This is a genomic window from Gordonia alkanivorans NBRC 16433 (genome assembly GCF_000225505.1).
GTDB classification, from domain to species: domain Bacteria; phylum Actinomycetota; class Actinomycetes; order Mycobacteriales; family Mycobacteriaceae; genus Gordonia; species Gordonia alkanivorans.
The window spans coordinates 17,318-43,670 of sequence record NZ_BACI01000100.1 but is presented as its reverse complement, the minus strand read 5'-3'; the positions used below and the strand labels follow the sequence as shown (position 1 = coordinate 43,670).

The 26,353-nt window shown below is 67.7% G+C and carries 25 protein-coding genes; 12 read left to right on the top strand and 13 right to left on the bottom strand.

The features are described from left to right. Positions 1-23: 23 nt before the first annotated feature. Complete coding sequence (locus tag GOALK_RS19210; RefSeq protein WP_035750759.1) at positions 24-3,836, top strand: multifunctional oxoglutarate decarboxylase/oxoglutarate dehydrogenase thiamine pyrophosphate-binding subunit/dihydrolipoyllysine-residue succinyltransferase subunit; 3,813 nt, start codon at positions 24-26, stop codon at positions 3,834-3,836. A 69-nt stretch (positions 3,837-3,905) separates the two neighbouring features. Here the strand turns inward: GOALK_RS19210 and GOALK_RS19205 are convergent, their stop codons facing one another. Both GOALK_RS19205 and GOALK_RS19200 read right to left on the bottom strand, forming a co-directional pair. Next, positions 3,906-5,321 (bottom strand): hypothetical protein, encoded by a 1,416-nt coding sequence (locus tag GOALK_RS19205; RefSeq protein ID WP_006360496.1) that lies wholly within the window; start codon positions 5,319-5,321, stop codon positions 3,906-3,908. A gap of 68 nt (positions 5,322-5,389) precedes the next feature. After that, positions 5,390-6,025, bottom strand: a complete 636-nt coding sequence (locus tag GOALK_RS19200) for a TetR/AcrR family transcriptional regulator (protein WP_006360495.1) — start codon at positions 6,023-6,025, stop codon at positions 5,390-5,392. A 75-nt stretch (positions 6,026-6,100) separates the two neighbouring features. On the opposite strand from GOALK_RS19200, the gene GOALK_RS19195 reads away from it, so the two are divergent. Together GOALK_RS19195 and GOALK_RS19190 are read left to right on the top strand one after the other, a co-directional pair. Next, a complete protein-coding gene (locus GOALK_RS19195) occupies positions 6,101-7,654 on the top strand; it encodes a flavin-containing monooxygenase (RefSeq protein WP_006360494.1) in 1,554 nt (517 codons plus the stop codon). Between the two features lie 35 nt (positions 7,655-7,689). Beyond that, positions 7,690-8,520 (top strand): SDR family NAD(P)-dependent oxidoreductase, encoded by an 831-nt coding sequence (locus tag GOALK_RS19190; RefSeq protein WP_006360493.1) that lies wholly within the window; start codon positions 7,690-7,692, stop codon positions 8,518-8,520. A gap of 3 nt (positions 8,521-8,523) precedes the next feature. Here GOALK_RS19190 and GOALK_RS19185 read toward each other — a convergent pair whose 3' ends face one another. Continuing rightward, positions 8,524-9,492: a type 2 periplasmic-binding domain-containing protein gene (locus GOALK_RS19185; protein WP_035750915.1), complete on the bottom strand. Its 969-nt coding sequence runs from the start codon at positions 9,490-9,492 to the stop codon at positions 8,524-8,526. 49 nt (positions 9,493-9,541) lie between these two features. Further along, positions 9,542-10,162, bottom strand: coding sequence for a MarC family protein (locus GOALK_RS19180; protein ID WP_006360491.1), 621 nt, complete (start codon positions 10,160-10,162; stop codon positions 9,542-9,544). Positions 10,163-10,216: 54 nt separating this feature from the next. Between GOALK_RS19180 and GOALK_RS19175 the strand changes: the two genes are divergently transcribed. After that, on the top strand, positions 10,217-11,305 hold the full coding sequence (locus GOALK_RS19175; protein WP_035750754.1) for a magnesium and cobalt transport protein CorA: 1,089 nt from the start codon (positions 10,217-10,219) through the stop codon (positions 11,303-11,305). Positions 11,306-11,344: 39 nt separating this feature from the next. On the opposite strand, the gene GOALK_RS19170 is transcribed toward GOALK_RS19175, so the two are convergent. Then, positions 11,345-11,896, bottom strand: coding sequence for a TetR/AcrR family transcriptional regulator (locus GOALK_RS19170; RefSeq protein ID WP_006360489.1), 552 nt, complete (start codon positions 11,894-11,896; stop codon positions 11,345-11,347). Positions 11,897-11,989: 93 nt separating this feature from the next. Here GOALK_RS19170 and GOALK_RS19165 point away from each other — a divergent pair, with 93 nt between their 5' ends. The 4 genes from GOALK_RS19165 (at position 11,990) to GOALK_RS19150 (ending at position 15,593) form a co-directional block, all read left to right on the top strand. Further along, a complete protein-coding gene (locus GOALK_RS19165) occupies positions 11,990-12,904 on the top strand; it encodes an alpha/beta hydrolase (RefSeq protein WP_006360488.1) in 915 nt (304 codons plus the stop codon). After that, the gene (locus GOALK_RS19160; RefSeq protein ID WP_006360487.1) at positions 12,901-13,698 is read left to right on the top strand and encodes an SDR family NAD(P)-dependent oxidoreductase; all 798 of its coding nucleotides are present in this window, start codon (positions 12,901-12,903) and stop codon (positions 13,696-13,698) included. The genes GOALK_RS19165 and GOALK_RS19160 overlap by 4 nt, the downstream gene beginning before the upstream one ends. An 88-nt stretch (positions 13,699-13,786) precedes the next feature. Further along, entirely contained in the window at positions 13,787-14,431 is a 645-nt protein-coding gene (locus GOALK_RS19155; protein ID WP_006360486.1) for an HhH-GDP family DNA glycosylase, read from the top strand. Between the two features lie 121 nt (positions 14,432-14,552). Further along, positions 14,553-15,593 carry an iron-containing redox enzyme family protein gene (locus GOALK_RS19150; protein WP_006360485.1) on the top strand — a complete coding sequence of 347 codons (1,041 nt, stop codon included), beginning with the start codon at positions 14,553-14,555 and terminating at the stop codon, positions 15,591-15,593. A 16-nt stretch (positions 15,594-15,609) separates the two neighbouring features. Here the strand turns inward: GOALK_RS19150 and GOALK_RS19145 are convergent, their stop codons facing one another. Genes GOALK_RS19145 through GOALK_RS19135 form a run of 3 tightly spaced genes read right to left on the bottom strand, consistent with a single transcriptional unit; the run spans position 15,610 to position 17,249 of the window. After that, positions 15,610-15,852, bottom strand: a complete 243-nt coding sequence (locus GOALK_RS19145; protein WP_042377586.1) for a CDGSH iron-sulfur domain-containing protein — start codon at positions 15,850-15,852, stop codon at positions 15,610-15,612. Then, entirely contained in the window at positions 15,849-16,622 is a 774-nt protein-coding gene (locus tag GOALK_RS19140; RefSeq protein ID WP_006360483.1) for a HemK2/MTQ2 family protein methyltransferase, read from the bottom strand. The genes GOALK_RS19145 and GOALK_RS19140 overlap by 4 nt, the downstream gene beginning before the upstream one ends. Positions 16,623-16,658: 36 nt before the next feature. Next, positions 16,659-17,249 (bottom strand): suppressor of fused domain protein, encoded by a 591-nt coding sequence (locus GOALK_RS19135; protein WP_040004355.1) that lies wholly within the window; start codon positions 17,247-17,249, stop codon positions 16,659-16,661. 58 nt (positions 17,250-17,307) lie between these two features. Here GOALK_RS19135 and GOALK_RS19130 point away from each other — a divergent pair, with 58 nt between their 5' ends. Both GOALK_RS19130 and GOALK_RS19125 read left to right on the top strand, forming a co-directional pair. Beyond that, on the top strand, positions 17,308-18,012 hold the full coding sequence (locus GOALK_RS19130; RefSeq protein ID WP_006360481.1) for a metallophosphoesterase family protein: 705 nt from the start codon (positions 17,308-17,310) through the stop codon (positions 18,010-18,012). After that, a complete protein-coding gene (locus GOALK_RS19125; RefSeq protein WP_006360480.1) occupies positions 18,002-18,859 on the top strand; it encodes a chromosome partitioning protein ParB in 858 nt (285 codons plus the stop codon). The genes GOALK_RS19130 and GOALK_RS19125 overlap by 11 nt, the downstream gene beginning before the upstream one ends. Positions 18,860-18,890: 31 nt before the next feature. Here GOALK_RS19125 and GOALK_RS19120 read toward each other — a convergent pair whose 3' ends face one another. The 5 genes from GOALK_RS19120 to GOALK_RS19100 form a co-directional block, all read right to left on the bottom strand. Next, on the bottom strand, positions 18,891-20,072 hold the full coding sequence (locus tag GOALK_RS19120; protein ID WP_006360479.1) for an ABC transporter ATP-binding protein: 1,182 nt from the start codon (positions 20,070-20,072) through the stop codon (positions 18,891-18,893). A 3-nt stretch (positions 20,073-20,075) separates the two neighbouring features. Next, a complete protein-coding gene (locus GOALK_RS19115) occupies positions 20,076-20,906 on the bottom strand; it encodes a carbohydrate ABC transporter permease (RefSeq protein WP_006360478.1) in 831 nt (276 codons plus the stop codon). 4 nt (positions 20,907-20,910) lie between these two features. Further along, positions 20,911-22,131, bottom strand: a complete 1,221-nt coding sequence (locus tag GOALK_RS19110; protein ID WP_006360477.1) for a carbohydrate ABC transporter permease — start codon at positions 22,129-22,131, stop codon at positions 20,911-20,913. Next, positions 22,128-23,489 (bottom strand): extracellular solute-binding protein, encoded by a 1,362-nt coding sequence (locus tag GOALK_RS19105; protein ID WP_006360476.1) that lies wholly within the window; start codon positions 23,487-23,489, stop codon positions 22,128-22,130. Before GOALK_RS19105 ends, GOALK_RS19110 begins: the two co-directional genes overlap by 4 nt. A 320-nt stretch (positions 23,490-23,809) precedes the next feature. Next, positions 23,810-24,298 (bottom strand): YflT domain-containing protein, encoded by a 489-nt coding sequence (locus GOALK_RS19100; RefSeq protein ID WP_006360475.1) that lies wholly within the window; start codon positions 24,296-24,298, stop codon positions 23,810-23,812. Between the two features lie 99 nt (positions 24,299-24,397). Between GOALK_RS19100 and GOALK_RS19095 the strand changes: the two genes are divergently transcribed. Then, the gene (locus tag GOALK_RS19095) at positions 24,398-25,711 is read left to right on the top strand and encodes a magnesium transporter MgtE N-terminal domain-containing protein (RefSeq protein ID WP_006360474.1); all 1,314 of its coding nucleotides are present in this window, start codon (positions 24,398-24,400) and stop codon (positions 25,709-25,711) included. Then, positions 25,708-26,232 carry a DUF1003 domain-containing protein gene (locus GOALK_RS19090; RefSeq protein ID WP_006360473.1) on the top strand — a complete coding sequence of 175 codons (525 nt, stop codon included), beginning with the start codon at positions 25,708-25,710 and terminating at the stop codon, positions 26,230-26,232. The genes GOALK_RS19095 and GOALK_RS19090 overlap by 4 nt, the downstream gene beginning before the upstream one ends. Positions 26,233-26,353 lie beyond the last annotated feature (121 nt).

Sequence of the window (26,353 nt, the reverse complement as noted above, 5' to 3'; positions counted from 1 at the left end):
GGGAATTGAGGCGAGATACCGCTGTGAGCAGCAGTTCGATTTCTGACTTCGGACAGAACACCTGGCTGGTCGAGGAAATGTACCAGCAATTCAAAGAGGACCCGAGCTCGGTGGACCCGAGCTGGCATGAGCTCTTGAAGAGTTACAAGCCCGGAGACAACGGTGGTGCCGCGTCCGCCGCATCGACGTCCACCACTCCCTCCTCCAACGGCAGCGCACCGGCGAAGCCCGCGGCCGAGTCGGCACCGCGCAAGCAGGTCACGCTCGATCAGGAACCGACGCGGACCGCCTCTGCCCGCAAACCCTCCCCTGCCAAGGAGTCGACCGCGACCAAGGCCGCATCCGGCCACAGCGTCGCGAGCCGTGACGGTTCCGCCCGTTCCCAGCCGAAGCCCGCCGCAGTTGAAAAGCCTGCTGCCGCCAAGCCCGCAGCCGCCGAGTCCAAGAAGGAATCCGCGGACGGCAACAAGGTGCTCCGCGGTCCCGCCGCCGCCATCGCGAAGAACATGGCGCTGTCGTTGCAGATCCCGACGGCCACCAGTGTTCGCGCGGTTCCCGCGAAGGCGATGATCGACAACCGCATCGTCGTCAACAACCACCTCGCCCGCACCCGCGGCGGCAAGATCAGCTTCACCCACATCCTGGGTTACGCGATCGTCCAGGCCATCAAGGCCTTCCCGAACATGAATCGGCACTACGCCGAGATCGACGGCAAGCCCAACGTCGTCACCCCCGCGCACACCAACCTCGGTCTGGCCATCGATCTGGTCGGCAAGGACGGCAACCGCACGCTCGTCGTCGCCGCCATCAAAGAGTGCGAGAGGATGGGCTTCGCCGAGTTCTACAACGCGTACCAGGACATCGTCCGGCGCGCGCGTGACGGCAAGCTCGGCGCCGACGACTTCTCCGGCGTGACCATCTCGCTGACCAACCCCGGCACCATCGGCACCGTGCACTCCGTGCCCCGCCTGATGAAGGGCCAGGGCGCCATCATCGGCGCCGGTGCGATGGAGTACCCGGCCGAGTTCCAGGGCGCCAGCGACGAGCAGATCGCCGAGCTCGGCGTCGGCAAGCTGATGACGCTGACCTCGACCTACGATCACCGCATCATCCAGGGAGCGGAATCGGGCGACTTCCTGCGCACCGTCCACCAGCTGCTGATCGACGACGCGTTCTACGACGAGATCTTCACCGCGTTCCACGTGCCGTACGAGCCGGTTCGCTGGCGTCGTGACATCCCGGCCGGCCTCGTCGACAAGAGCACCCGCGTCCTCGAGCTGATCGCCGCCTACCGCAGCCGCGGCCACCTGATGGCCGACATCGATCCGCTGATGATGAACAGCGATGCGCGCAGCAGCCATCCTGATCTGGACATCGCGACCTACGGCCTGACCCTCTGGGATCTCGACCGCACCTTCAAGGTCGGCGGTTTCCACGGCCAGGAGAAGATGAAGCTGCGCGACGTGCTGGCGATCCTGCGCGACGCCTACTGCCGCCACGTCGGTGTGGAGTACACCCACATCCTCGAACCGGACCAGCAGAAGTGGCTGCAGGAACGTGTCGAGGTCAAGCACGTGAAGCCGCCGGTCGGCGAGCAGAAGTACATCCTGAGCAAGCTGAACGCGGCGGAGGCCTTCGAAACCTTCCTGCAGACCAAGTACGTCGGTCAGAAGCGCTTCTCGCTCGAGGGTGCCGAGTCGGTCATCCCGATGATGGACGCGGTCATCGACCAGAGCGCCGAGCACAACCTCACCGAGGTCGTCATCGGTATGCCGCACCGCGGCCGTCTCAACGTGCTCGCCAACATCGTCGGCAAGCCGTACTCGAAGATCTTCTCCGAGTTCGAGGGCAACCTGAACCCGTCGCAGGCGCACGGTTCGGGTGACGTGAAGTATCACCTCGGCGCCGAGGGCAAGTACTACCAGATGTTCGGCGACAACGAGATCAACGTCTCGCTGACGGCCAACCCGAGCCACCTCGAGGCGGTCGACCCGGTCCTCGAGGGCCTGGTCCGCGCCAAGCAGGACCTCATCGCCGACGCCGACGACGAGAGCTTCCCGATCCTGCCGCTCATGCTGCACGGCGACGCCGCGTTCGCCGGTCAGGGCGTGGTCGCCGAGACGCTCAACATGGCGATGCTGCCCGGTTACCGCACCGGCGGCACCGTGCACATCGTCGTGAACAACCAGGTCGGTTTCACCACCGCCCCGGAGCACTCGCGTTCCACCGAGTACTGCACCGACGTCGCGAAGATGATCGGCGCGCCGATCTTCCACGTGAACAGCGACGATCCCGAGGCGTGCGTCTGGGTCGCGAAGCTCGCCGTCGACTACCGCCAGGCGTACAACAAGGACGTCGTCATCGACCTCGTCTGTTTCCGCCGCCGCGGCCACAACGAGGGCGACGACCCCTCGATGACGCAGCCGGCGATGTACGAGGTCATCGACACCAAGCGCGGCGTCCGCAAGAGCTACACCGAAGCCCTGATCGGTCGTGGTGACATCTCGACCAAGGAGGCCGAGGACGCTCTGCGTGATTACCAGGGACAGCTCGAACGGGTCTTCAACGAGGTCAAAGAACTCGAGAAGTACCACGCCGAGCCGTCGCCGTCCATCCAGGCCGACCAGACCCTGCCGACCAAGCTGGTGACCGCGGTCGACAAGGAAGTCCTGCAGACCATCGGCGACGCCTTCGTCAACGTCCCGGAGGGCTTCACCCCGCATGCGCGCGTGAAGCCGGTTCTGGAGCGTCGTGCCGAGGCCGCCCGCAACGGCAACATCGACTGGGCCTTCGCCGAACTCCTCGCGTTCGGTTCGCTGGTGATGGAGGGACGCACCGTCCGCCTGTCCGGTCAGGACTCGCGCCGCGGTACGTTCACGCAGCGCCACTCGGTGCTCATCGACCGTCAGAACGGTTCGGAGTACACCCCGCTGAACCACCTGCAGCCCGCCGGCGAGGAGAGCAACGGCGGCCGGTTCATGGTGTACGACTCGCCGCTGTCAGAGTTCGGTGTCGTCGGCTTCGAGTACGGCTACTCCGTGGGCAACCCGGACGCACTCGTGCTGTGGGAGGCGCAGTTCGGCGACTTCGTCAACGGCGCACAGTCGATCATCGACGAATTCATCTCGTCCGGTGAGGCCAAGTGGGGTCAGCTCTCCGACGTGGTGCTGCTGCTGCCGCACGGCCACGAGGGCCAGGGTCCCGACCACACCTCCGGCCGCATCGAGCGCTTCCTGCAGCTGTGTGCCGAGGGCTCGATGACCGTCGCACTGCCGTCGACCCCGGCGAGCTACTTCCATCTGCTGCGTCGTCACGTCCTCGACGGCATCAGCCGACCGCTCATCGTCTTCACCCCGAAGTCGATGCTGCGCAACAAGGCCGCCGTCAGCCCGGTGTCTGATTTCACCGACGACAAGTTCCGTTCGGTCATCGACGACCCGAAGTTCGCCAAGGGCGACGCCGACCGCAGCAAGGTCAAGCGCGTCCTGCTGGTGAGCGGCAAGCTCTACTACGAGCTCGCGGCCCGTCGTGACAAGGAGGATCGCGAGGACATCGCGATCGTCCGCATCGAGCAGCTCTACCCGGTGCCGCACCGCCGCCTGCGCAACACGCTGGAGCAGTACGGCAACGCCAGCGAGTTCCGCTGGGTCCAGGAGGAGCCGGCCAACCAGGGCCCGTGGCCGTTCCTCGGCCTGTGGCTGCCCGAGGTGCTGCCGGATGTCCTCGGTGGCCTGCGCCGCGTCTCGCGTCGCCCGATGTCGGCCCCGTCCTCGGGTTCGAGCAAGGTGCACGCGGTCGAGCAGCAGGAGATCCTCGACGAGGCGTTCGGCGAGTAGCGAACCCTCACAGACAAAGGCGGCCCCCGCCGGACTCGGTCCGGCGGGGGCCGCCTTGCTGTGTCGAACTCACCAGATCTCGTGCGGGAGCCCCCAGGCCGCGAGTTCGGAGGTGAGGAGGTCCCGGAGTACGGCGTCGGAGCCGAAGGCCTCGTCGTCGAGTCCGAGGACGGTGAACGACACCTGCTCCGGGGTCCGGATCAGCCACGACTGCACGCCGTCGCCGAAGCGATGCCCGGACGCGGGGTCGACGCCCTGGGTCATGCCGCGCAGCGCCATGCGGCGCGCGGTCCGGCCGCCGACCACGGTGGCCTCCGGCGTCACCTCACCGATGTTGGAGATCACCGCGTCGGGCATGCCCTTGCCGGCACCGCCGCCGACGAGCTTGATCAGCACCGAGACCGGCAGGAACCAGGCGAGCGGACGAAGGTAGATGTGGGGCGCGCGGCGGCCTTCGGACAGCCGCACGAACGCGGCCTTGCATGCAGCCCGAATCCCGGCGAGGTCACCTCCCGGCACCGGCTCGTCGGTCAGGAACACCGACACCCCTGCGATCGCGTTGGTCCGGGTGTCCTCTTCGCCCTCACGACGATCCACCGGTACCCCGACCTTGATCGGGGTCCCCAGCGGGGACCGTCCCCCGGATCGGAGGAGGCCGCTCACGACCGCGATGAACAGGGTGTTGGAGGTGCCGCCGTGATCGGCCGCGACGCGGTCCCAGTCGCCGGCGGGGATCGACGCGGTCGCCCAGGTGAACTTCGCTGCCGGGGACCGCTCCGCGAGCGGGGGACGTTCCGGCCGCGGATCCGGTTCGAGCCCCGAGGCCTTGCGGCTCTCGGCGGCCGCCCGGGCGATGCCGACGACGACTGCACCAGCCTGCGCCACGGCGTCGGCGACATCGTCGAGGCGTCCGCGGCGCCAGGAACCCCGGGACTCCGAACCTGCCGACAGAGAACCTCCCGCTGCCGAGGTCCGCTCGTCCGCGACGGCGACGGGTACGCCCGATTCGCGTGCCGCCGCGGCGGCTGCCGCGACCATGCCCCGTCCGTCGGTGACCACGTGCAGGGCACACAGTGACAGCGCGGTGCCGCCGGATTGGGTGGGCGCGCTCCGCAGGCGCCAACAGCGACCGCCCTCGGCGTCGAGCGGGACCGTCGACATCTCGGCGGTCGCCCATGCGTCGACGCCGGCATCGGGAATCGGGAGGGGATCCACGGCCAGCCCCGGGGCGTCGGGCGCCGGGACCCAGCGGGGACGCGAGCCGTACACGGTGGACGACACCAGCATCCGGTGCATGCGTCCGCGGGCCAGCGCGGCGTTCATCGCGGTCAGTGCCTCGAGGGAGACCTCGTCCTCGAAGACCCACACCATCTGCAGCACCACCGACCAGCCGAGTGCCGGGGTCGCGAACCAGAACGGTGCGTCGTCTGTGGCGAGTCGCCCACTCCGTTCGTCAACCGGATCCGTGCGTGACAAGGGCGCCATAGGTCCACCTCACTGAAGATCGACCCCGCGGTCGATGCCGACTCCCCCGTCGTCCTCCCCGTGGGAGTCTAGGACGCGGCGCCGGCGAGTGTCGGAAGGGCGGCGGTGATCAGGCCGAGCAGGTCCTCGCGGGTGACCGTCGGCGAGGTCAGCCAGCGGATCGTCGTCTCCTCGACGAAGGCGACCCAGCCGTGGACGCTCAGCACGACCGTCGGGGTGACCTCGACGCCGAATGCCGGTGCGTGATCGAGAACCCGGCCCACCATGACCTCACGGGTTCGGTCGAAGACGTCGCGCATCGCGGGATCCGAGCTCGACGCCCCGCGGATGAGAGCGGTGTAGGCGGAGCGGTTCTCGCTGACGAAGTCGACGAACGCCGCCATCGAGGCGGTCAGGATGGCGATCGGGTCCCCGAGGGACGCGTCCGGTTCGGTACACGCCAGCATCCGGTCGGCCTGGGCCTGCGCGATCGCGACGTGATAGTCCTGCTTGGAGGCGAAATAGTGGAACAGCAGCGCCCGCGACACCCCGGCCGCATCGGCGATGGCGTCAATGGTGATCTCCTCGAGCGGACGGTCCCGCACCATCTCCAGACCGAACTCGAGGAGCTGGTCGCGACGCCCCTCCGGACTCATCCGGGTGCGCTTGGATGCGGTTTGCTTGTCCCCGATCACCGGCGCGGCAGCCGTTCCTCTACTGGTCACCCGGCCAGACTACTCCTATTGAGTCTTGTTCAATAACTATTGACACGTGTTCAGTATCACCCCTATGGTGACACCATGACAACGAACGATGTAGAGATCGCCATCATCGGGGCCGGCTTCTCGGGGCTGGGTGCCGCCATCCGGATGAGGCAACACGGATTCGACGACTTCGTCCTCCTCGATCGCGGCCGCGACTTCGGGGGCACCTGGCGCGACAACACCTACCCCGGCGCCGCCTGCGACGTGCCCTCGCAGCTGTACTCCTACTCGTTCGCGAAGAACCCCACCTGGTCGCGGTCGTACTCGCACCAGCCGGAGATCCACGATTACATCAACGATGTCGCGGCCCGCCACGACATCGCCGCCCGGTCGCGCTTCGGCACCGAGGTCACCAACGCCGCATGGAACGAGGACGAGGGTCGCTGGATCATCGACACCGAACGCGACGGCAAGCCCGAACAGGTCCGCGCCCGCGTGATGATCGGCGGCGTCGGCCCGCTCTGCGAGCCGAACCTCCCGGACATCGACGGCATCGAGTCCTTCCAGGGCAAGATCGTCCACTCCGCCCGCTGGGACAACGACCACGACTTCACCGGACAGCGCGTCGCCGTCATCGGCACCGGCGCGTCGGCCATCCAGCTGGTCCCGGAGCTCGCCAAGGTGACCTCGCGCCTCGACGTCTACCAGCGCACCGCACCGTGGATCGTCCCCCGCACCGAGCGCGCGTACACCAAGCTCGAGCACTGGGCCTACAAGAACGTCCCCGGTTACCAGTCGGCCGTCCGCGGCGGGATCTACGCCGCCAACGAGGTCGTCGCCTTCGGCCTGACCTACTCGCCCACCGCCCTCAAGCCCGTCGAACTGCTCTGCCGGGCGAACATCCTGCGCGGCGTCGGCCGTGACGCCGAGCTCCGCCGCAAGGCCACCCCCACCTTCCAGGTCGGCTGCAAGCGCATCCTGCGGTCCAACGACTGGTACCCCGCCCTCGCCCGGCCCAACGTCGACCTCGTCACCGACGGGATCGACCGCATCACCGCGAACGGCGTCGTCGCCAAGGACGGCACGACCCGTGAGGTCGACGTCATCGTCGTCGCCACCGGCTTCCACGTCACCGACTCCCCCGTCTTCGACAAGATCGTCGGCAAGGATCAGCGGAGCCTCGCAGACGTCTGGGCCGAGATCGGCATGCAGGGCTACAAGGGTTCGTTCGTCCACGGCTTCCCGAACATGATGCTGATGGTCGGACCGTCGACCGGCCTCGGCCACACCTCGATGGTGTACATGATCGAGTCGCAGCTCAATTACCTCGTGGACTACCTGAAAACCGTTCGAGCCCAGGGAATCACCCGGACCGAGGTCCGGATGTCGGCCCAGCAGGAGTACAACGCGGGCATCCAGCACAAGCTGCGCAACAGCGTGTGGGTCAACGGCGGCTGCGCGTCCTGGTACAAGGACGCCAACGGCAACATCACCACGCTGTGGCCGGGATTCACCTTCGCGTTCCGCAACATCACCCGCCGCTTCGACATCGCCGCATACGATGTCACCCGCGGTGCACGACGCCCGGCGGTCGCAGCGCCCGGACAGGGCGAGTCGACGACCGATCAGCCCGCTGCCGTGAACGCCTGAGACCCGGCGCACCGAAGAGATTCGAGGACAAACTCATGAAGGACTTTCGCGACAAGGTCGTGGTGATCACCGGTGCCGGTTCGGGCATGGGCCGTGACATCGCCGTCAAACTCGCCGGACAGGGTGCCCGCCTGGCCATCTCCGACGTCACGCCCGACGGACTGGCGGAGACCGAGCGCCTCGTGAAAGCGGCCGGCGCACAGGTGCATTCGCAACTTCTCAATGTCGCCGAGCGGGAGGCCGTGCTGACCTACGCCGACACCGTCAAGAACCATTTCGGCGTGGTCAACGTGGTGTTCAACAACGCGGGCATCGCGCATCACGGTGAGGTCGAACGCACCGAGTTCAAGGACATCGAGCGCGTCATGGACGTCGACTACTGGGGAGTCGTCAACGGCACCAAGGCGTTCCTGCCTCATCTGATCGCCTCGGGTGACGGCCACATCGTCAACACGTCGTCGCTGTTCGGTCTTCTCGCCGAACCCGGTCAGGCCGCGTACAACTCGGCCAAGTTCGCCGTCCGCGGCTTCACCGAGGCCCTGCGCCAGGAGATGATCATCGCCAAGCACCCGGTGAAGGTGACCTGCGTGCACCCCGGCGGCATCAAGACCGCGATCGCCCGCAACGCCACCGTGTCCGGCGACCACGACCAGAAGGCCACCGCCGCCTTCTTCGACCGTTACCTCGCGCGGATGTCGAGTGAGGACGCCGCCGACGTCATCATCGCGGGCGTGCGGAAGGACAAGGCGCGCGTCCTGGTCGGCGCCGACGCCAAGGTCCTCGACATTGCGGTGCGCATCGTCGCGTCGAAGTACCAGTGGGTCTCGGCGAAGGCGACCGCCTGGGCGTTGTCGAAGGCGCAGTAGCGGCTACAGGCCGTGCTCGGCCAGCCACTCGAGCGCGACCTCGCGCGGATCACCACCCGTCTCGACCTCGCCCGCCATCGTGGCGAGGTCGGCGGTGGTGATCTCGCCGGCGACCTTGTTCATGGTCTTGACCTGATCGCGGTTGAGCGCGGCCGACCGGAACACCGGGACGAGCACCTCGGCGCGCGGTCCGGACTGTTCCTCGGGCGTGCGTTCGGTACGCGGTTCGTCGGCGGGCGGATTGTCGGCGGTGTCGCCGCCACCGGCCGACGTGCGTAGCGCCTGAACGTCGGACGACGCGCCCTCGGCGTCCTCTCCCGCGATGTCGAGCGGGGTGAGCAGGCCGACCGCGTTGCCCTCGGATGCGCGCTGCAGCACTTCGTCGGTGGTGCCGGACGTTTCCACCGGTCCCAGACGGCATCCCGCCGAGGCAAAGGCGTCGAGCGTCGCCGGATCGGGGTCGGAGGTGGCGACCACCGGCAGGCCCGGTGGGAGGAGTGCGCAGTCGTCGAGGCCGCTCGCGCCGACGCTGCCGGCGAGGGTCGTCGACACGAAGATCTGCGGCGCACCGGAGACCGGTGTCTCGTCGCCGACCGAGACGCCCTGCGGCAGCGAGCGGTTCAGCTCGACGTAGACGTCCTCGGCGCCGACCGCGGTCGACGACGGGGCGAGCAACGTCAGGAGGTCCCCGGTGAAGGCCGGGAAGAGGTCGACGTCGGCGCGGTCCATCTCGTCGAGCAGCGCCGCGTCGTCTCCGCGCAGCTGATCGGCGGACACGACCGAACCCGCGTTCCGCAGGGCGCCCGCGTACACCTCGGCCATCACCCGCATGGCCGCGTCCTCGGACGAGCCGATCACGATCCCCGGCGGCGGCGAACCGGCTTCGTCCCCGCACCCGACGAGAACAACGGCCAGGGCCGCGATCAGTCCGGTGACCACCACGAGACGCTTGCGGACGATGCGTTTTTCCACGTAGCCACCGTATCTGTTGGGCGCCGTCATCTGTTCTGGCCCACTGGCTTCAGACACCCTCGGCGATGAAGCCCATGATCGAGCTCGCGATGAGCTGGACGGCGATCGCGGCGAGCAGCAGACCGGCGATCTTGGCCAGCAGGGTGATACCGCCGACGCCGAGTACGCGGATCAGAACCGTCGAGTACCGGAGCACCAGCATCACCACGATGTGCACGCTGATGATCGCGGCCGCGATGGCCAGGTAGCCGGCGGCCTCCCCGTCGACGCTGCTGACCTGCACGATGACCGCGGCGATGGCGCCCGGTCCGGCGAGCAGCGGGGTGCCCAGCGGCACGAGCGCCACGTTGACGTCGTCGGACGCCTTCGGGTTGCCGGCGTTGCCCAATCCGGTGAGGAGTTGCAGCGCGACCAGCAGCAGGAGCAGTCCGCCCGCGCCCTGGAGCGCCGGGATGCCGATGTGCAGATAGTTCAGGATCGCCTTGCCGCCGATCGCGAAGACGCTGATCACCAGGAGGCTCACGAGGGGTGCCTGCCAGGCCGCGCGCCGCCGGTACTCGGGCGACCGCTGGCCGACCAGGCTGAGGAACAACGGGATCTGTCCCGGCGGGTCCATGATGACGATCAGCGTGATCAACGTGGTCGTGTACACGGTGACGTCGAAAGGCACGGCCGAATCCTACTGGGGAGGCACGCCCGGGCCCCGCGGGTACCATCGGCAGGCGTGGCGACGATCCCTCGGTCCGGTCCGCGCGGTCTCCCTCCGCGCGGTGACACCGCGGCGCCCGCGGGAAAGAACCGGGCCCCGGTGTCGCGCGCCGTCGTCGACTGCGCGGTCTATCTCAACGGCCACCGCCAGCCGGGCGACATCTCCTACCGCGACGCGCTGGCGCAGGTCCGCGAATCCGGTGAGGGTTTCGTCTGGGTCGGCCTGCACTCCCCCGATGACTCCCAGATGACCGACGTCGGCACGACCTTCGGCCTGCACGAGCTCGTCGTCGAGGATGCCGTGCACGCGCATCAGCGGCCGAAACTCGAGGTGTACGACGACACGCAGTTCTTGGTGCTGAGGACGGTGCAGTACGTCGAACACGAGTCGATGGCGATGGCCAGCGAGGTCGTGGAGACCGGCGAGATCATGGTCTTCGCCGGGCCCGATTTCGTGATCACGGTGCGCCACGGTGAGCACACCGAGTTGTCGGGGATGCGACGGAATCTCGAGAGCCGGCCCGAACGACTCGCCCTCGGCCCGACCGCGGTCCTGCACGCCGTGGCCGACAAGGTCGTCGACAGCTACCTTGCGGTCACCGACCGCATGGACGTCGACGTCGCCGCCATCGAGGAATCGGTGTTCAGCCGACAGAATCGCTGGCTCGACATCGACCCGGTCTATCTTCTGCGACGCGAGGTGCTCGAACTCCGGCGCGCGGTCACCCCGCTCTCGACGCCGCTCCAGACCCTCACCGCGAGCGGTAACCCGTTGGTGCCCAAGGAGGTTCGACGACACCTGCGCGACGTCGCCGATCACCTCACGACCGTCATCGAACGGGTCCTGGAGTACGACGAGCTGCTGAACTCCATGCTGCAGGCCGGGGCCGCGAAGGTGGGCATCCAGCAGACCACCGACATGCGCAAGATCTCGGCGTGGGTCGCGATCGCCGCGGTGCCGACGATGGTCGCCGGGATCTACGGCATGAACTTCGACCACATGCCCGAACTGCATCAGCCGTGGGGTTATCCACTCGTCCTCGGCCTTCTGGTCGCGACGTGCGTCGCCCTGTTCGTGGTCTTCCGTCGCAGTCACTGGCTCTGAAAGTGCCCCAGGATCACCGGTTACCGACGGTGCCGTGGCCTAACCGGTGGTCGACGGCCACCGAGAGGCCAGCGTCTCGCACACGGAGCGTTGCTCACTCTCGTCCCGCGCGTGCATCAACAACCCCTCCACGGTGAACACGGCGATCATCACCTCGGCGTCGACGGTCTCCGGTGAGACACCCGCCGCCTCCAACTCGGCCCGGAACAGACTGCCGGTGAGCAGGTGAAAGTTGTTGTGCCACTCCGCCACCGCCGGTGAATGCGGTACGCGGGCATGCACCGTCGTCACCAGACCACGCATCTCGGTCAACCGCTGCACGATCCACAGCACCCGAGCGGCGATCGGCTCATCCGACACCGCCTGATACATGGGCCAGACGTCGGCCATCACGGCCGACAGAACCGCAACGAGTACATCGTCCTTGTCGTCGAAGTACCAATAGATCGTGTTGGCCGCGACGCCGGCCTCCTTGGCCAACCTGTTCATCGACGTCGCCTCGTATCCGCCCTCGATGAACAGATTCCGCGCGGCGGCGACTATCTCGTCGCGCTTCTCGTCGGCGGCTTGCGGCCTCTTGTTCCGCGCCACGGAAAAAGTCACCTCCACAGATCCTCTTGAACGCCATTCAAGACGCTGTTATCTTGTTGAACACCATTCAAGATACTCGGCGAAGGTTTACCCATGTCACGTCAGTTCAGTTACGTCCGGTCCGATGTCACGTTCCGTTCGGGCGACTCCCGGTGCGCCGCCTGGCTCTACCGACCCGATGGCGTCGAGAACCCTCCGATCGTCGTCCTCGCACACGGTTTCGCCGCATTCCGGGAGCTGCGCCTCGACGCGTACGCGGCGCGGTTCGCCCAGGCCGGCTATGCCGCGCTCGTCTTCGACTACCGCCATTGGGGTGCGAGCGAGGGTTCACCGCGTCGCGTTCTCGACATCGCCAAGCAGCACGCCGACTGGGATGCCGCGATCGCCTACGTCCGCGGTCTCGACGGCGTGGACACGGGCCGAGTGGTGGCGTGGGGGACGTCCTTCGCCGGCGGTCACGTCCTGAGACTGGCCGCCCGCGACCGCGATCTGGCCGCCGCGATCGTCCAGGTGCCGCACGTGAGCGGGCCCGCATCGGCGTTCTCCCAGTCGCCGGCACTGGTGAGCCGCCTGATCTTCGCCGGAGTACCCGATCAGGTCCGGGCATGGACGGGACGGCCGCCGTACCGCATGGCTGCCGTCGGGCGCCCCGGCGACATCGCGATGATGACCTCGCCTGGCGCCTACGAGCAGGTCGAACGCATGGGAGACATGCGTGAGGAACTGCTTGCGGAGAACGACGTGGCCGCCCGAATCGCGTTGCGGGTGCCCTTCTACTCCCCCGGCCGTCACGCAGCCGACATCGATGTCCCGGTGCTGGTCCAGCTCGCCACGAGGGACGACGTCACACCGATCGACAAAGCGCAGGCCGTCGCCCGTCGGATTCCGAAAGGTGAAGTCCACACCTACGACTGCGCCCATTTCGAGCCGTATCTCGATCCGTACTTCGACACCATCATCGACCACCAGATCGGCTTCCTCGACCGCCACTTAGGAGACCCGCGATGACCGTGAACGATCGTCGACGCACCGCCCTGGTAACCGGCGCCTCCGCGGGAATCGGAACCGCCTTCGCCCGACACCTCGCCGCCGAGGACCACGATCTGATCCTGGTGGCGCGACGCGCGGACCGACTCGCCGAGCTGGCATCCGAACTCCATCGGCAACACGGGATACGCGCCGAGATCATCACGGCCGATCTCAGCGACCCGGCCGCGCCCGCCGCGATCGTCCATCGCGCAGCCGAACTGGGCATGCCGATCGACATCCTCGTCAACAACGCGGGACTGTCCGCCGGGACGAAGTTCTCCGACACCCCCTGGGACTCGGTGGCCGCCGAACTCCAGCTGATGGTGACCGCGGTGACCGAGCTCATCCATCGGGTCGTACCCGCCATGAAGGCGCAGCGCTGGGGACGCATCGTGAACCTGTCGTCCCTCGCGGCGGTGTCGCCTCCGGGAGAAGGCCTGCTCTACACCGGGATCAAGAGCTACGTGCTGAACATGTCGCAATCGCTCGACATGGAGCTCAAGCCATTCGGAATCCACGTGACAGCACTGTGTCCGGGCTTCACCCACAGCGAATTCCATGACGTCATGGGCACCCGCGACGCCGCAGACCGACTGCCGGGATTCCTGTGGCAGCAACCCGAAGACGTCGTCCGGGAAGGTTGGGCTGCGGTCTCCGCGGGAAAACCCGTCTGCATCCCCGGTGTCGTCAACAAGGTGTCCGCGGCAGCCATGCGCCCCATTCCCGGACGTATCGGCTACTTCCTCGGTCGCACACTCAACCCCTTCAAGTAACCGCGGTGCGCGACTGTCGGCGACCGGACGTGAACGGACCCGCCGGGAGCGTGATTGTCCCGTGACCGCACCGGGTAGTCATCTCGGCATGAGCACTACCGACACCGATGCCACCGTCGCGGCCCTGATGGCGCGCGCCGGACGGACCTACGCCGAGGACGCGGGGATCGCGCTGAAGGACACCCCGTCGCCCCTGTTCGAACTCCTGGTCCTGTCGCTCCTGCTGAGCACGCGGATCTCCGCCGACATCGCCGTCGCCGCAGCTCGCGAGCTGTTCGCCGCCGGGTATCGCACGCCCGAGAAGATGGCTCGGGCGTCGTGGCAGAGCCTCGTCGACGCGTTGGGCCGCGGACACTACAAGCGCTACGACGAGAGCACCGCCACCCGACTCGGGGAGGCCGGCCGGAAGGTCCTCGACGACTACCACGGGGATCTCCGCGAACTCGCCGCGAAGGCCGAGCCCGACTCGGATGCCGCCGCGAAGCTGTTGCAGGAGTTCACCGGCATCGGTCCGGTCGGCGCCGACATCTTCCTGCGCGAGGTGCAGTCCGTGTGGGATTGGGTCGCACCGCATTTCGACGAACGGGCCCGCGCCGCCGCCAAGGACCTGGGGCTGCCCGACGACCCCGGCCGTCTCGCGGATCTCGCCGACGGGAAGCCCGAGGTACTCGCCGCCGCGCTGGTGCGGGCGTCCCTCGACAAGGACCTGCTCGGCGAGGTCCGATCCGCGTAGACGCGGCCTATCCTGGGGTGACGGTCACAGGCGCGCCACGTTTGAGCACTTCCGCTTCCGGATACTCCGGGGAGGATCCGCGCCGTGCCCCGGCCGCGGACCGCGACGAGGAGGAACCCTGGTGTCAGCTGAGGCGATCGCTGCCGATCCGACCACTCCCGGGGTCTTTCGCACCCCGACGCTGCCTCCGGCACGTGGTCCGCTGTCCCAGGCCGTGATCGATCTGCTGAGCAGTGATCCCGAGTCGGCATCGGTCACCGATGTACCCGCGGTGGTGCACGACGCCGATCCGTATGGGGACGACCTCCAGCTGGCCCTGTACATCGCCTACGAGATGCATTACGTCGGTTTCGCCGAGGTGGACGTCGCGTGGGAGTGGCAGCCGGCGTTGCTGTCCCTGCGTGCCGGTCTCGAGCGACGATTCCTCGACGCCCTCCACCGCGACGTACCCGCGGCTGCCGAGAACCAGTCCGTGCAGTCGGAGATGGACGAACTCTGCATCGAGGATCTGGACGGCGACGGCGCGTCGTACTTCCTCCGTGACAACGGGACCTGGGAGCAGTACCGGCAGATGTTCGCCCTGCGATCGCTGTATCACCTCAAGGAGGCCGACCCGCACGCGTGGGCCATCCCACGACTCCGCGGGCAGGCCAAGGCTTCGTTCGTCGCAGTCGAGTTCGACGAGTTCGGCGGCGGCCGCGGCCGCGCGGTCCACCAGGAGCTCTTCGCCGACCTGCTCCGCGCGTCGGACCTGTCCGCCGATTACCTCGGCTACCTCGACACCGTCCCCGCCGCCGCCCTGACGCCGGTGAACCTCATGTCGCTCTTCGGTCTCCACCGTCGCTACCGCGGTGCAGCGGTGGGTCATCTCGCGGCCACCGAGATCACCTCGTCGCCCGGTTCCCAGCGACTCCTCGCCGGACTCGAACGGCTCCACGCGCCCGAGGCGTGCCGGCACTTCTACCGCGAACACGTCGAGGCCGACGCGGTGCACGAGCAGATCCTGCGCACCGACGTCGTCGGCGACCTGGTCCGGCAGGACCCGAGTGCCGAGGCCGACGTGATCTTCGGAATCCGCGCGTTCTTGTTCGTGGAAGACGCGCTCGAGACGCACGTGATGAGTGCGTGGGAACGCGGCGAGAGCGCCTTCCCCGGCGTTTAGGGGAATTCCGAGAGAATCAGTCCGCTGCGCGCCTGCGGCGCTTGCGGTGGCTCGTGTCGCACAGCGGGTAGTTCTTGCTGCGCCCGCACGCGCAGATGGCCACCATGAACCGGTCGGACTGCACGTGACAGCCGTCGGGCAGTTCGATGTCGACCGGTCCTTCGACGAGCACCGGTCCCCCGCGTACCACCCGTACCGCGGTGCGTTCGGCGCCCGCGCCGTTCTCGGTCTGCGCCACGGTGACGTCCTCCAGGGTCATGCCGAATGCTCCGCACCAGCAGTGTGACCCTCTGACCGGCTCCCGTCGACCTTCAGTTCGCCCGGGGCGACGGCAGCGATCCCGACCAGTCGTTCGACGCGGCATCCGCGCTCGAGCAGTCCGCGTTCCTCGAGCCACCCGGCGCGAGCGGTCATGACCGGGCCGAACGGGATGAAGCGTTCCGAGACGACCTCGGCGTGCAGACCGCCGGCCCGAAGACCCCGCAGCGATGCCTCCTCGTCGGCGAACTCGGAGTGCACCAGCAGGAACGTTCCGCCGGGACGCAACAACGTCGGGACGTGCGCGCACAGGAGATCCAGCACGGCCCGTCCGTCGAGGCCCGCGTCCCACGCGTGCGACGGTCCCGCCGGGTGGTACCGGGGATCGTCGACCGGGGGCGTCGGCACGTAGGGCGGATTGCAGGTCACGACGTCGTACTCACCGACGTGGCGCGTCAGATCACCGTGTTCGACGGTGATGGACACCCCTGCCGTCACCGCCGCTCGGCGAGCGTAGGCAACCGCATCGGCGGAGGCGTCGACGGCGGTGACCTCGGCTGCGCCCCGGCGGGCGGCGGCGATCGCTATCGCACCACTACCGGTACACAGGTCGAGGACGCTCTTGCCGTCCACGCCCAGCGAACGCACCATGTCGATGAGTAGTTCGGTGTCCTGCTGTGGCAGATAGACCTCGCCGACCGAAGAGGCGGCGACCCCGGGGGTGGCGAGGGGGGCCCGCGGCGTTGCGGGCGATGCGGATGTCAGCGTCACCAGTGCATCGTTCCCGCGGGCAGCGATCGTGAAACCTCAGCCGGGCGTGGCCGAGGCCCGATTCGGCTCGGTCACGTCGATGTCGGCCTCCCGCCACGCGTCGCGAAGAGCGTCGGCGCCCTTGAGCCGCACCCAGGCCGCCTCGTTCGCGGTGATCGGCACCGCCCGGAGCAGACGGACGGGGTCCATCGGGTCGGGCAGCTCGACCTCCCCGAGTTCATCGGCGGACAACAACACCGCGGTGCAGGTGGCACCGTCCCACAGCGGTTCGCCCAGATCGACAAGGGCGTCGGCGTCGAGGATCAGTCCCTCGACCGCCGGCGCGGCCGCCAGCGTCGCCAAGCGCTTGTGCAGGCCCGGGAGCGGCGAGCCCGCGCGCATCCGGACCACGAGTTCGGCCCGCGGCCCTTTCACCGGATCGGCGTGGAGATCGGTCGGGTCCGCCATCGGATGGCGTGCGCAACCGGACGTCACATAGACCAGTTCATCGGGGGCTTCATCGCCGAGCACGAATCGCAGTACATCGATGGGCTCGACGCCGAGGAACGTCACCGACGCCCGCTGTGGTTCGGCGCCCAGCCGATCCCGGAGATGTTTCCCGACGAGGTCGGTCACCGCTTCAGTCACGTCCGACAGGCTACCGAGAAGACTGCGACCGATTTGAGCCCTCGTCTAGCCTGGAGCAATGGTCCGGGTTCTGGCGGTCGCCGACGAGGTGGTGGACTCTCTCACCTACGGCGTCGGAATCGAGGGGCGTCCCGACCTCATCCTCGGCGCCGGCGACCTCCCGTTCGACTATCTCGAGATCCTGTCGTCACTGTGCGACGCACCGTGCGTCTACGTTCCCGGCAACCACGACCGTGAACTGCGGGGCTACCGTCGCGGGCGCACCGGCTGGACCCGCGCGGGCCTCCCCACCGAGGACCCGGGTCCGTGCGGCGGCATCAACGCCGACGGGCGCACGGTGACGGTCGCCGGACTGCGGATCAGCGGACTCGGCGGCAGCCGCTGCTACAACGGCGGGACCAACCAGTACACCGACATCCAGCAGCGTCTGCGATCGATACGCCTGCGCTGCGGGAACATCCTGTCGAAAACGGCCCTGGCGAACCGGGGCGGCACCGACATCCTGCTCACCCACAGCCCCGCACGCGGCGTCGGCGACGGCGACGACACCCCGCATCAGGGTTTCGACTGCTATCACCCGCTCGTCCGCGCATTGCGCCCGACGCTGCTCGTGCACGGGCACGTCCATCCCTACGGCAGCCGCCCCCGCGACCTACCCATCGGCGAGACGACGACGTCGATGAACGTCGTGGGGTTCTGCCAGTTCGACATCGATCCGGCGACCCGGAAGGTGGACATCGTGAGGCGCAGACATGGCGCGTGACACCGGATTCCCCGAGGCCGACGCCGAATACGACTTCGCCCGGCTACGACGCCAGGCCGAACGTGCCCGGCTCGCACAGTGGTTCATGCGGCAGCCGGCGGACGTCAACACCATCCTGCCCTTCGACGAGGTGGTCGCCGCGCTCGGCGCCACGGGCAAGACCGTGATCGGCCTGCAGGTCGTCGAGGTGTCCTCGATCGTCGGAAGCGTCGACCGCACCAAGGATTTCGACCGGTACTTCCGTCCCACCTCGTCGCACATGCGGGAGCGGTGGCAGCGGATCGCCGCCGCCCAGCGTCGCGGCGAGTCGGTGCCGCCGGTACAGCTCTACCGGGTCGGGTCGATGCACTTCGTCATCGACGGCCACCACCGCGTCTCGATCGCCATCGCGCGCAACCTGACCACGATCGACGCCTACGTGACCGAGATCCACACGCGCATCTCACCGGAGGGCATCAACGCACCGTCGGACCTGATCCTCAAGGACCACCGCCGGCTGTTCCTGTCGCGGGTTCCGCTCGAGGGCGCGCAGGCCGAGGCCATCAAGCTGACCGACGCGTTCGACTACGCCGAACTCGCGGAGAACGTGGAGGCGTGGGGTTTTCGGCTCTCCCAGGAGCTCGGCGAGTTCCTGAGTCGCACCGAGGTCGCCCGACGCTGGTTCGGTGAGGAGTTCCTGCCCGTCGTCCGAATGGCCCGCCGGGCCGGCATCCGCGACGACCTGACCAGCGACGCCGAGCTGTACATGTGGGTGGCCTGCGAACGCTATCGCCTGGTGCGCAGGCACGTCTGGGACGAGAAGGTCTTCGACGAACTGCGCGACCACTCCGACCGTAGACGGCGGTAGTGGTCGCGCAGCGACGCGATGCAGACGGAGATCAGCGGCGGCGCAGCGACTCTCCCGAGCTCTGGTCGAAGACCGCCACCTTCGAGGCGTCGTAGAACAGCTCGGCGGTCGAACCGCGGGTGACCTTCGAATCCGGCGACAGGCGGGCGATGAGCTGGCTGCCCCCGAGGTCGGCACCGGAATCGGCGGACAGCTCGGCGAGCGCATCGCTCGACGCCCGGTTCGACCCGTTGCCGATGCTGAAATAGGCGTAGATGTCCGAGCCCATCGACTCGAGGACGTCGATGTTCGCGGTGAACGTCGCACCCTGCCGGCGAGTGGTGTCGTCGACGAGGGAGGCATCCTCGAGGTGCTCTGGGCGGATGCCGATGAGAACCTCGCCGCTGCTTCCGACGTCACCCGCCCGCGAGACCACGGCGCGGTGATCGTCGAGGGCGATCGTGCCGATCGCGGTCTCGATGCCGTCCGTGCCGAGGCGCCCGGACAGGAAGTTCATCGCGGGCGAACCGATGAACCCGGCGACGAACACGTTGGTCGGGTTGTTGTACAGCTCCTGCGGCGTGCCGATCTGCTGGACATGCCCGCCACGCAGCACGACGACGCGGTCGCCGAGGGTCATCGCCTCGGTCTGGTCGTGCGTCACGTAGACGGTGGTGGTCCCCAGTCGCTGCTGCAGCTGCGCGATCTCGGTACGCATCTGCACGCGCAGCTTGGCGTCGAGGTTCGACAGCGGCTCGTCCATGAGGAATGCCTTGGGCGAGCGCACGATCGCGCGGCCCATCGCCACACGCTGACGCTGACCGCCGGACAGGTTGGCCGGCTTGCGGTCCAGGTACTGCCCGAGATCGAGGATGCGCGCGGCCTCGTCGACCTTGGCGGCGATCTGATCCTTCGGCAGCTTCTGAAGCGTCAGCGGGAATGCGATGTTGTCGCGCACCGACATGTGCGGGTAGAGCGCGTAGCTCTGGAACACCATCGCGATGTCGCGGTCCTTGGGTGCGCGTTCGTTCACGCGCTCCCCGCCGATCCGCAGCTCGCCGGAGGAGATGTCCTCGAGTCCCGCGATCATGTTGAGCGTCGTCGACTTCCCACATCCCGACGGTCCGACGAGGATGACGAACTCGCCGTCGCCGATCTCGATGTCGACCCCGTGGACCGCGGTGGAGCCGTCCGGGTACTGCTTGGTGACCTTGTCCAGAACGATGTCTGCCATGGGTTATCCCTTCACGGCGCCGGATGTCAGACCGGCCACGATTCGACGTTGGAAGAACAGCACGAAGATGATGATGGGGATGGTGATGACGACCGCGGCGGCCGAGATCGAACCGGTCGGTTCCTCGAACTGCGAGCTGCCGGTGAAGTTCGCGATGGCCACCGGGGCGGTGATCGCTCGTTCGGTCGAGGTCAGCGACAGGGCGAGGAGCAGATCGTTCCAGGCGAAGATGAACACCAGGATCGCGGCGGTCACGACGCCCGGCGCGGCCAGCGGCGCGATCACCTTGCGGAACGCCTGCCAGGGGGTGGCGCCGTCCATCTTGGCCGCCTTCTCCAGCTCCCAGGGGATCTCCCGGAAGAAGGCCGACAGCGTGTAGATCGCCAGCGGCAGCGCGAAGGTGATGTACGGCAGGATCAGGCCCGGCCAGGTGTCGAAGAGTCCCAGTCGACGCTCGATGTTGAACAGTGGTGTCACCAGCGAGATCTGCGGGAACATCGCGATCAGCAGCGCTGCCCCGATGAGGACCTTCTTGCCGGGGAACTCCAGGCGTGCCACGGCGTAGGCGGCCATGGTGCCCAGGATCACCGCGATGAGGGTCGTGATCAGTCCGACGCCGATCGAGTTGATCAGCGCCGAGGTGAAGGCGCTGGTCTCGAAGATGGACTTGTAGTTGTCGAGGGTGAACTCACTCGGGATGAACTTCCCGTCGGTCACGCTCGACGCCGGCTTGAACGACAGGCTGATGATCCACAGCAGCGGGATGAGTGCGTACAGGATCACCAGGATGTTGGCGATCGACCACCACGCCTTGGTTTTTCCGCTCGAATTCACCGGATTACCTCCCCTCGTCGTCGGAACCCGGTGCGGCGGTGCCGAACCCCTTGATGAACACGAACGCGATGATCGCCACGCAGATGAAGATCAGGATCGAGATCGCCGATCCGACGCCCAGATTGAATGCGCCGAACAGATTGTCGTAGCCCAGCATCGACACCGAGTAGGTGTTGTTGGACCCGCTGGTGAGCACGTAGATGTTGTCGAACACGCGGAACGCGTCGAGTGTGCGGAAGAGCAGCGCGACGAGGATGGCGGGCTTCATCAGCGGAAGGATGATGCGCCACAGGCGCGTCCACGCACCCGCGCCGTCGACCTGTGCGGCCTTGAGCAGGTCGTCGGGCACCAGGGCCAGACCTGCCAGCAGCAGCAGCGCCATGAACGGCGTGGTCTTCCAGACCTCGGCGAGGACGATGATCGCCAGCGACGGCCACTGCTCGGTGAGTGGCGCGCTGCCGTCGGGCAGCAGGTTCGCCAGGTAACCCGTGCCCGGCGTCCACGCGTAGTACCAGGAGAATGCCGCGGCCACGGTCACGATGCCGTAGGGGATCAGGACCACCGTGCGGATCGTGCCGCGTCCGAAGATGGTGCGGTGCATGACCAGTGCGATGGCCATGCCCAGGACGAGCTCGATGAGCACCGACACGACCGTGATGCCCACGGTGACTCCGAATGCGGTCCACCAGTAGTTGTCGGTCAGCACCGTCGCGTAGTTCGAGAACCACACGAATTCACGCTCGCCGGGCGCCGACAGACTCATCTTGTTCAGCGACAGCCAGACGGCGTAGATGATCGGGTAGCCGGTCACCAGCAGCATCATCAGCGCGGCCGGCGCGACGAGCCAGAACGCGAGTCGCCGCTCGGCGGTCTTGCCCTCACTGCGCTTGCGGGGCTTCGGTGCGGCCTCGGCACGGGGTCGTTCGGCGACCGCGGTGGCGGCGCCCGATGACGGTGCGACGCCGACGGATCCGGGACTCTCCCCCACCGGGTTGGCGTATGTCGACGCCGACGGGTTCGAACCGGAAGATGCCTCGTGGCGGCCTCCGGGAGGAGCCTTCCACAGCTCGTCGGAATGGACCGGAGGGTTGTCACCCACGATCGGTATCGGACCGGTCTGGGCCGGGGCATCGTCGGGCAGCGCGTGACGGCCCGCGCGGAACGTGGACTCGTCCGCGGAGTCGTCCCCGTTCGGCCTGCGCCCGGGTGTGTTGTCGTCGGTCACGGAACCAACCCTTCCCCGTCGATTGCCTTCTGGACGGCCTCGGCGAGTTCGTCCACCAGTGTCTCCGGATCCCACGCCCCGACCGGACTCAGCTTTGCCTGCAGCAGCGTCGAGATCGCTTGGTAGTCAGGTGACTTCGGTCGGACCGCGGCGTGCTCGGGCTGCAGCTGCCGCTTGATCTCCTCCGCCATCGGGTAGGCGAGGCGGAAATCGGCGTCGTCGTAGATGGATTCGATCACCGGCGGCGGACCCGCGTTGAGCGAGAAGTTCTTCTGCGCGGCCTCGCTGGTGATGCACTCGGCGGCCTGCCAGGCCAGATCCTGCTGCTCGGAGGTGCTGGCGACGGCGATGTTGATGCCACCGAGGGTCGTCTTCGTCGGCAAGCCCTCGAAGCCCGGGTACGGCGCGAAGTCGAAGACCTTCTGCATCTCACGGTTGAGCGGGATCACGTCCCGGTCGGACGGCGGATTCGCGCTGTCGGCGTACAGGTTCGCGTACTTCGTCAGGTCGAGGAACGGCACGGCGCCGGCGACCGCGTTCTCGCGCATACCGGGGAACACGAAGGGCCAGTTGACCTCATAGAGGGCCTTGCCGCTCTCCATGCCCAGGCGGGCCGCCCCCTCGTCGGAGTTGGTCAGCGACGGGTCGGCGCCCGGTGCGGTGGCCACCGCCTTGAGCGTCCGGAGTGCGCGGACCGTGGCGGCGCGATGTTCCGGGGTGTCGTTGAGCGTCACCTGGTCGGGGTTCTCGGGGTCGACGACCTGGCCCCCGGCGCTGACGAGCACCGAGTTGAACCAGACCATCAGGCCCTCATATTGCCTGCCCTGCACCATGATGTAGGTCGGTCCGCCGTTGCGGCCGCTGACCAGTGCATCCTCGAGCATCCCGTCCCACGTCGAGGCGGGACGGCGGCGGTCGACCTTGTCCTCCAGGACATCCTTGCGGTACCAGAGCAACTGGGTGTTGGTGGAGAACGGGATCGCGTAGAGGCGTTCGCGCTCATCCTCATCCGTCTTCCACACCGCGGTGTCGAGGGGGCCGCCGAGCGAGCGCGCCGAGACCTCCGCGGCCATCGCGTCGGGCACCGGAACCATCCAGCCCGCGTCGGCGAACTCCGCGGTCCACACCACGTCCATGCCCATCAGGTCGAGTCCGGAGTCGTTGCCCGCGAGGCGACGGGCCAGCTGCAGACGCTGATCGTCGGCGCCCTTGGGCAGCGGGGTCGTGACGACCTTGTAGGCGCCGCCGGAATCGGCCGAGCACTTGTCGCCGATCGCGGCGAAGGTGTCGGCGCCGTCGGCGGGGGGATAGAAATTCAGTACGCCCGCTTCATATCCCGAGCCACACGCGGACAACACGGGAAGCGCCGCCGCCGCGGCGACGGCCGCCGCGAGGACCTTCCGCCTTACGCGACTTGTGGTTCGAGAACCGGGCGGGCCGCCCTCCGATCGCCGGGAACCCCCCGATCGGCCAGTGCGGCCCGTTCCATCATCAGTGCTGACCCTGCTCCGCACGCAGCCTCCTCGATGTCGTACGCGGCGGACACCCGAGGTGCTCCGCCGTGAGCGTCCGAGGTGCAACGCTATACGGCGCGATTCGTGACATGCAACACATTCGGCATGGGCGTGCCACTCCCCCGCCGATCGTGATCGCCCCGTGTCCCTCTAGGACTCGAGTCTCACATCGTGAGGCGGGCGAGCATGTCGCGCGCTTTCTCTGCACTTTTCGGATCGCACAGGACGTCGTAGCGTCCGGCGACCAGCTGCATCGTCGACGCGAAATCGCGCTGTCCGCGGGTCGCCGCGTACGGAATCGTCGCCGAGATCACACCGAAGACCATGCCGCCCACGATGCCGGCGATGATCGGCGCCAGCGGCGAGCCGGTGAAGACCAGCGCGACGAGGCACCCGAAGAAGAAGCCGAGCCAGGCACCGGACACCAGACCGCCGCCGATCACCTTGCCCCACGTGAGGCGTCCGATGACCCGCTCGACCTGCATGAGGTCGACACCCACGATCGTGACGTCCTGGACCGTGAAGTTCTCGTCGGACAGGTAGTCCACCGCACGCTGAGCCTCGGCGTAGGTGCTGTAGGAGCCGATCGGCCAGCCCTTGGGCGGGGTCGGCAGGCCCGGCGTCTCCCGGCTCGGGCGCATGGGATTCGTCATTTTCGGGACCTCCCCTTGTGGAAGTGAGTCGACGGGCGTCGCGGCTGATCCACCGTCGCAGACGACGTTCGTCGAACCGTTGGCACTACCCTTACTCCCATGTCGTCGGTGAGCAAGGTGTTCGTGGCCAGATTAGTCGGGTTGGTCGTCCTTGGTCCCGACGGTGAGTCCATCGGGCGGGTCCGTGACGTGGTGATCTCGATCCGATTGTCGGGTCAGCAACCGCGCGCGCTCGGCCTCGCCGTCGAGTTGACCACTCGCCGAAGGATTTTCGTTCCGATGCTGCGCGTGACCGGCATCGAGCCGCGCGCGGTGACCCTCAACACCGGAACGGTGAGCCTCCGGAAGCTGCATCTGCGCCCCGGCGAGGCCCTGGCGATCGGCCAGATCCTGGACACGCGGGTTCGCGTGACCGATCCCGACCTCCCGGAGCTCGCCGACGCCGATGTGACCGTGGTCGATCTCGGCATCGAACGCACGCGTACCCGGGACTGGGTCGTGTCGCGTGTGGCGGTCCGCGCGGGTCGTCGCGGACTGCGCCGGCGGCACGAGACCCACGTCGTGGAATGGTCCAGCGTCCAGGGCATCACACAGTCCTCTCTCGACCTCCCGGGCCAGGGCGTCGCCCAGGCGCTGATGCAGTTCGAGGGGATGCGTCCGGCCGACGTGGCCAACGCCCTGCGCGAGCTGCCGCCCAAGCGGCGCGGCGAGATCGCCTCCGCGCTCGACGACGAACGGCTCGCCGACGTCCTCCAGGAGCTGCCGTCCGACGACCAGAAGGCGATGCTCACCGCGCTCGGCCGCGACCGGGCGGTCACGATCCTCGAGGAGATGGACCCCGACGACGCCGCCGACCTCCTCGGCGAGCTGCCCGACACCGAGGCCGAGGCCCTGCTCGAGGAGATGGACCCGGAGGAATCCGAACCGGTCCGCCGCCTGCTGTTGCACTCCCCGGACACCGCCGGTGGTGTGATGACCTCCGAGCCGATCATCGTCACCGCGTCGACGACGATCGCCGAGGCACTCGCCCGCGTCCGAAACCCCGACCTCACCCCCGCCGCGGCGAGCATCGTGTTCGTCGTGCGCCCCCCGACGTCGACACCGACCGGCAAGTACCTCGGCTGCGTCCATCTGCAGGCACTCCTGCGGGAACCGCCCGCCCACCTCGTCGGCGGCATCCTGGACACCGACCTCGCCCGGTTGCACCCCGAAGACTCTCTGGAGACGATGACCCGCTACTTCGCGACCTACAACCTCGTCTGCGGCCCGGTGGTCGACGAGGCCGGCCATCTGCTCGGCGCCGTCAGCGTCGACGACCTCCTCGACGAGATCCTGCCGCGCGATTGGCGTGAGACCGAACCCGAGGACATCGACCGGCCGGCCGGCACCAACGCGCAGGTGAGGATCCGATGAGCGAACAGGGCGGGCGCAAACTCGACATCCCGAGCACGCGGCGCACCATCTCGTTCAATCTCGACTCCGACGTGGTCGGGATGTACAGCGAACGTGTCGCCCGGTTCCTGGGCACCGGGCGGTACCTGCTGATCCAGACCGTCATCGTGATCGTGTGGATCGCGCTGAACCTGGTGGCGGTGACGATCCGGTGGGACCCCTACCCGTTCATCCTGCTCAATCTGGCGTTCTCCACGCAGGCGGCCTACGCCGCCCCGCTGATCCTCCTCGCCCAGAACCGGCAGGAGAACCGCGACCGCGTCGCGCTGGAGGAAGATCGGATGCGGTCGGCCCAGACCAAGGCCGACACCGAGTTCCTCGCGCGCGAGCTGGCCGCGGTCCGCCTGGCCGTCGGCGACACGGTCACGCGCGACTATCTGCGCAAGGAACTCGACGACCTCCTCGACGAGCTGACCGAACGGCTCGCCGCACGCGCGGCAGACAGCTCGGACGATGCGGACGGCGACGACCGGTTCCACTGAGCGAACCGTCTACCCGGTCCCGTCCAAAGACCGCTCGACATCGCACCGTTATGTCACTCCAGTAACTTCTCTCACATGAGTTTGCCGCTGTAACTTTCCGCATCTCAGCGACGAAGTGAGT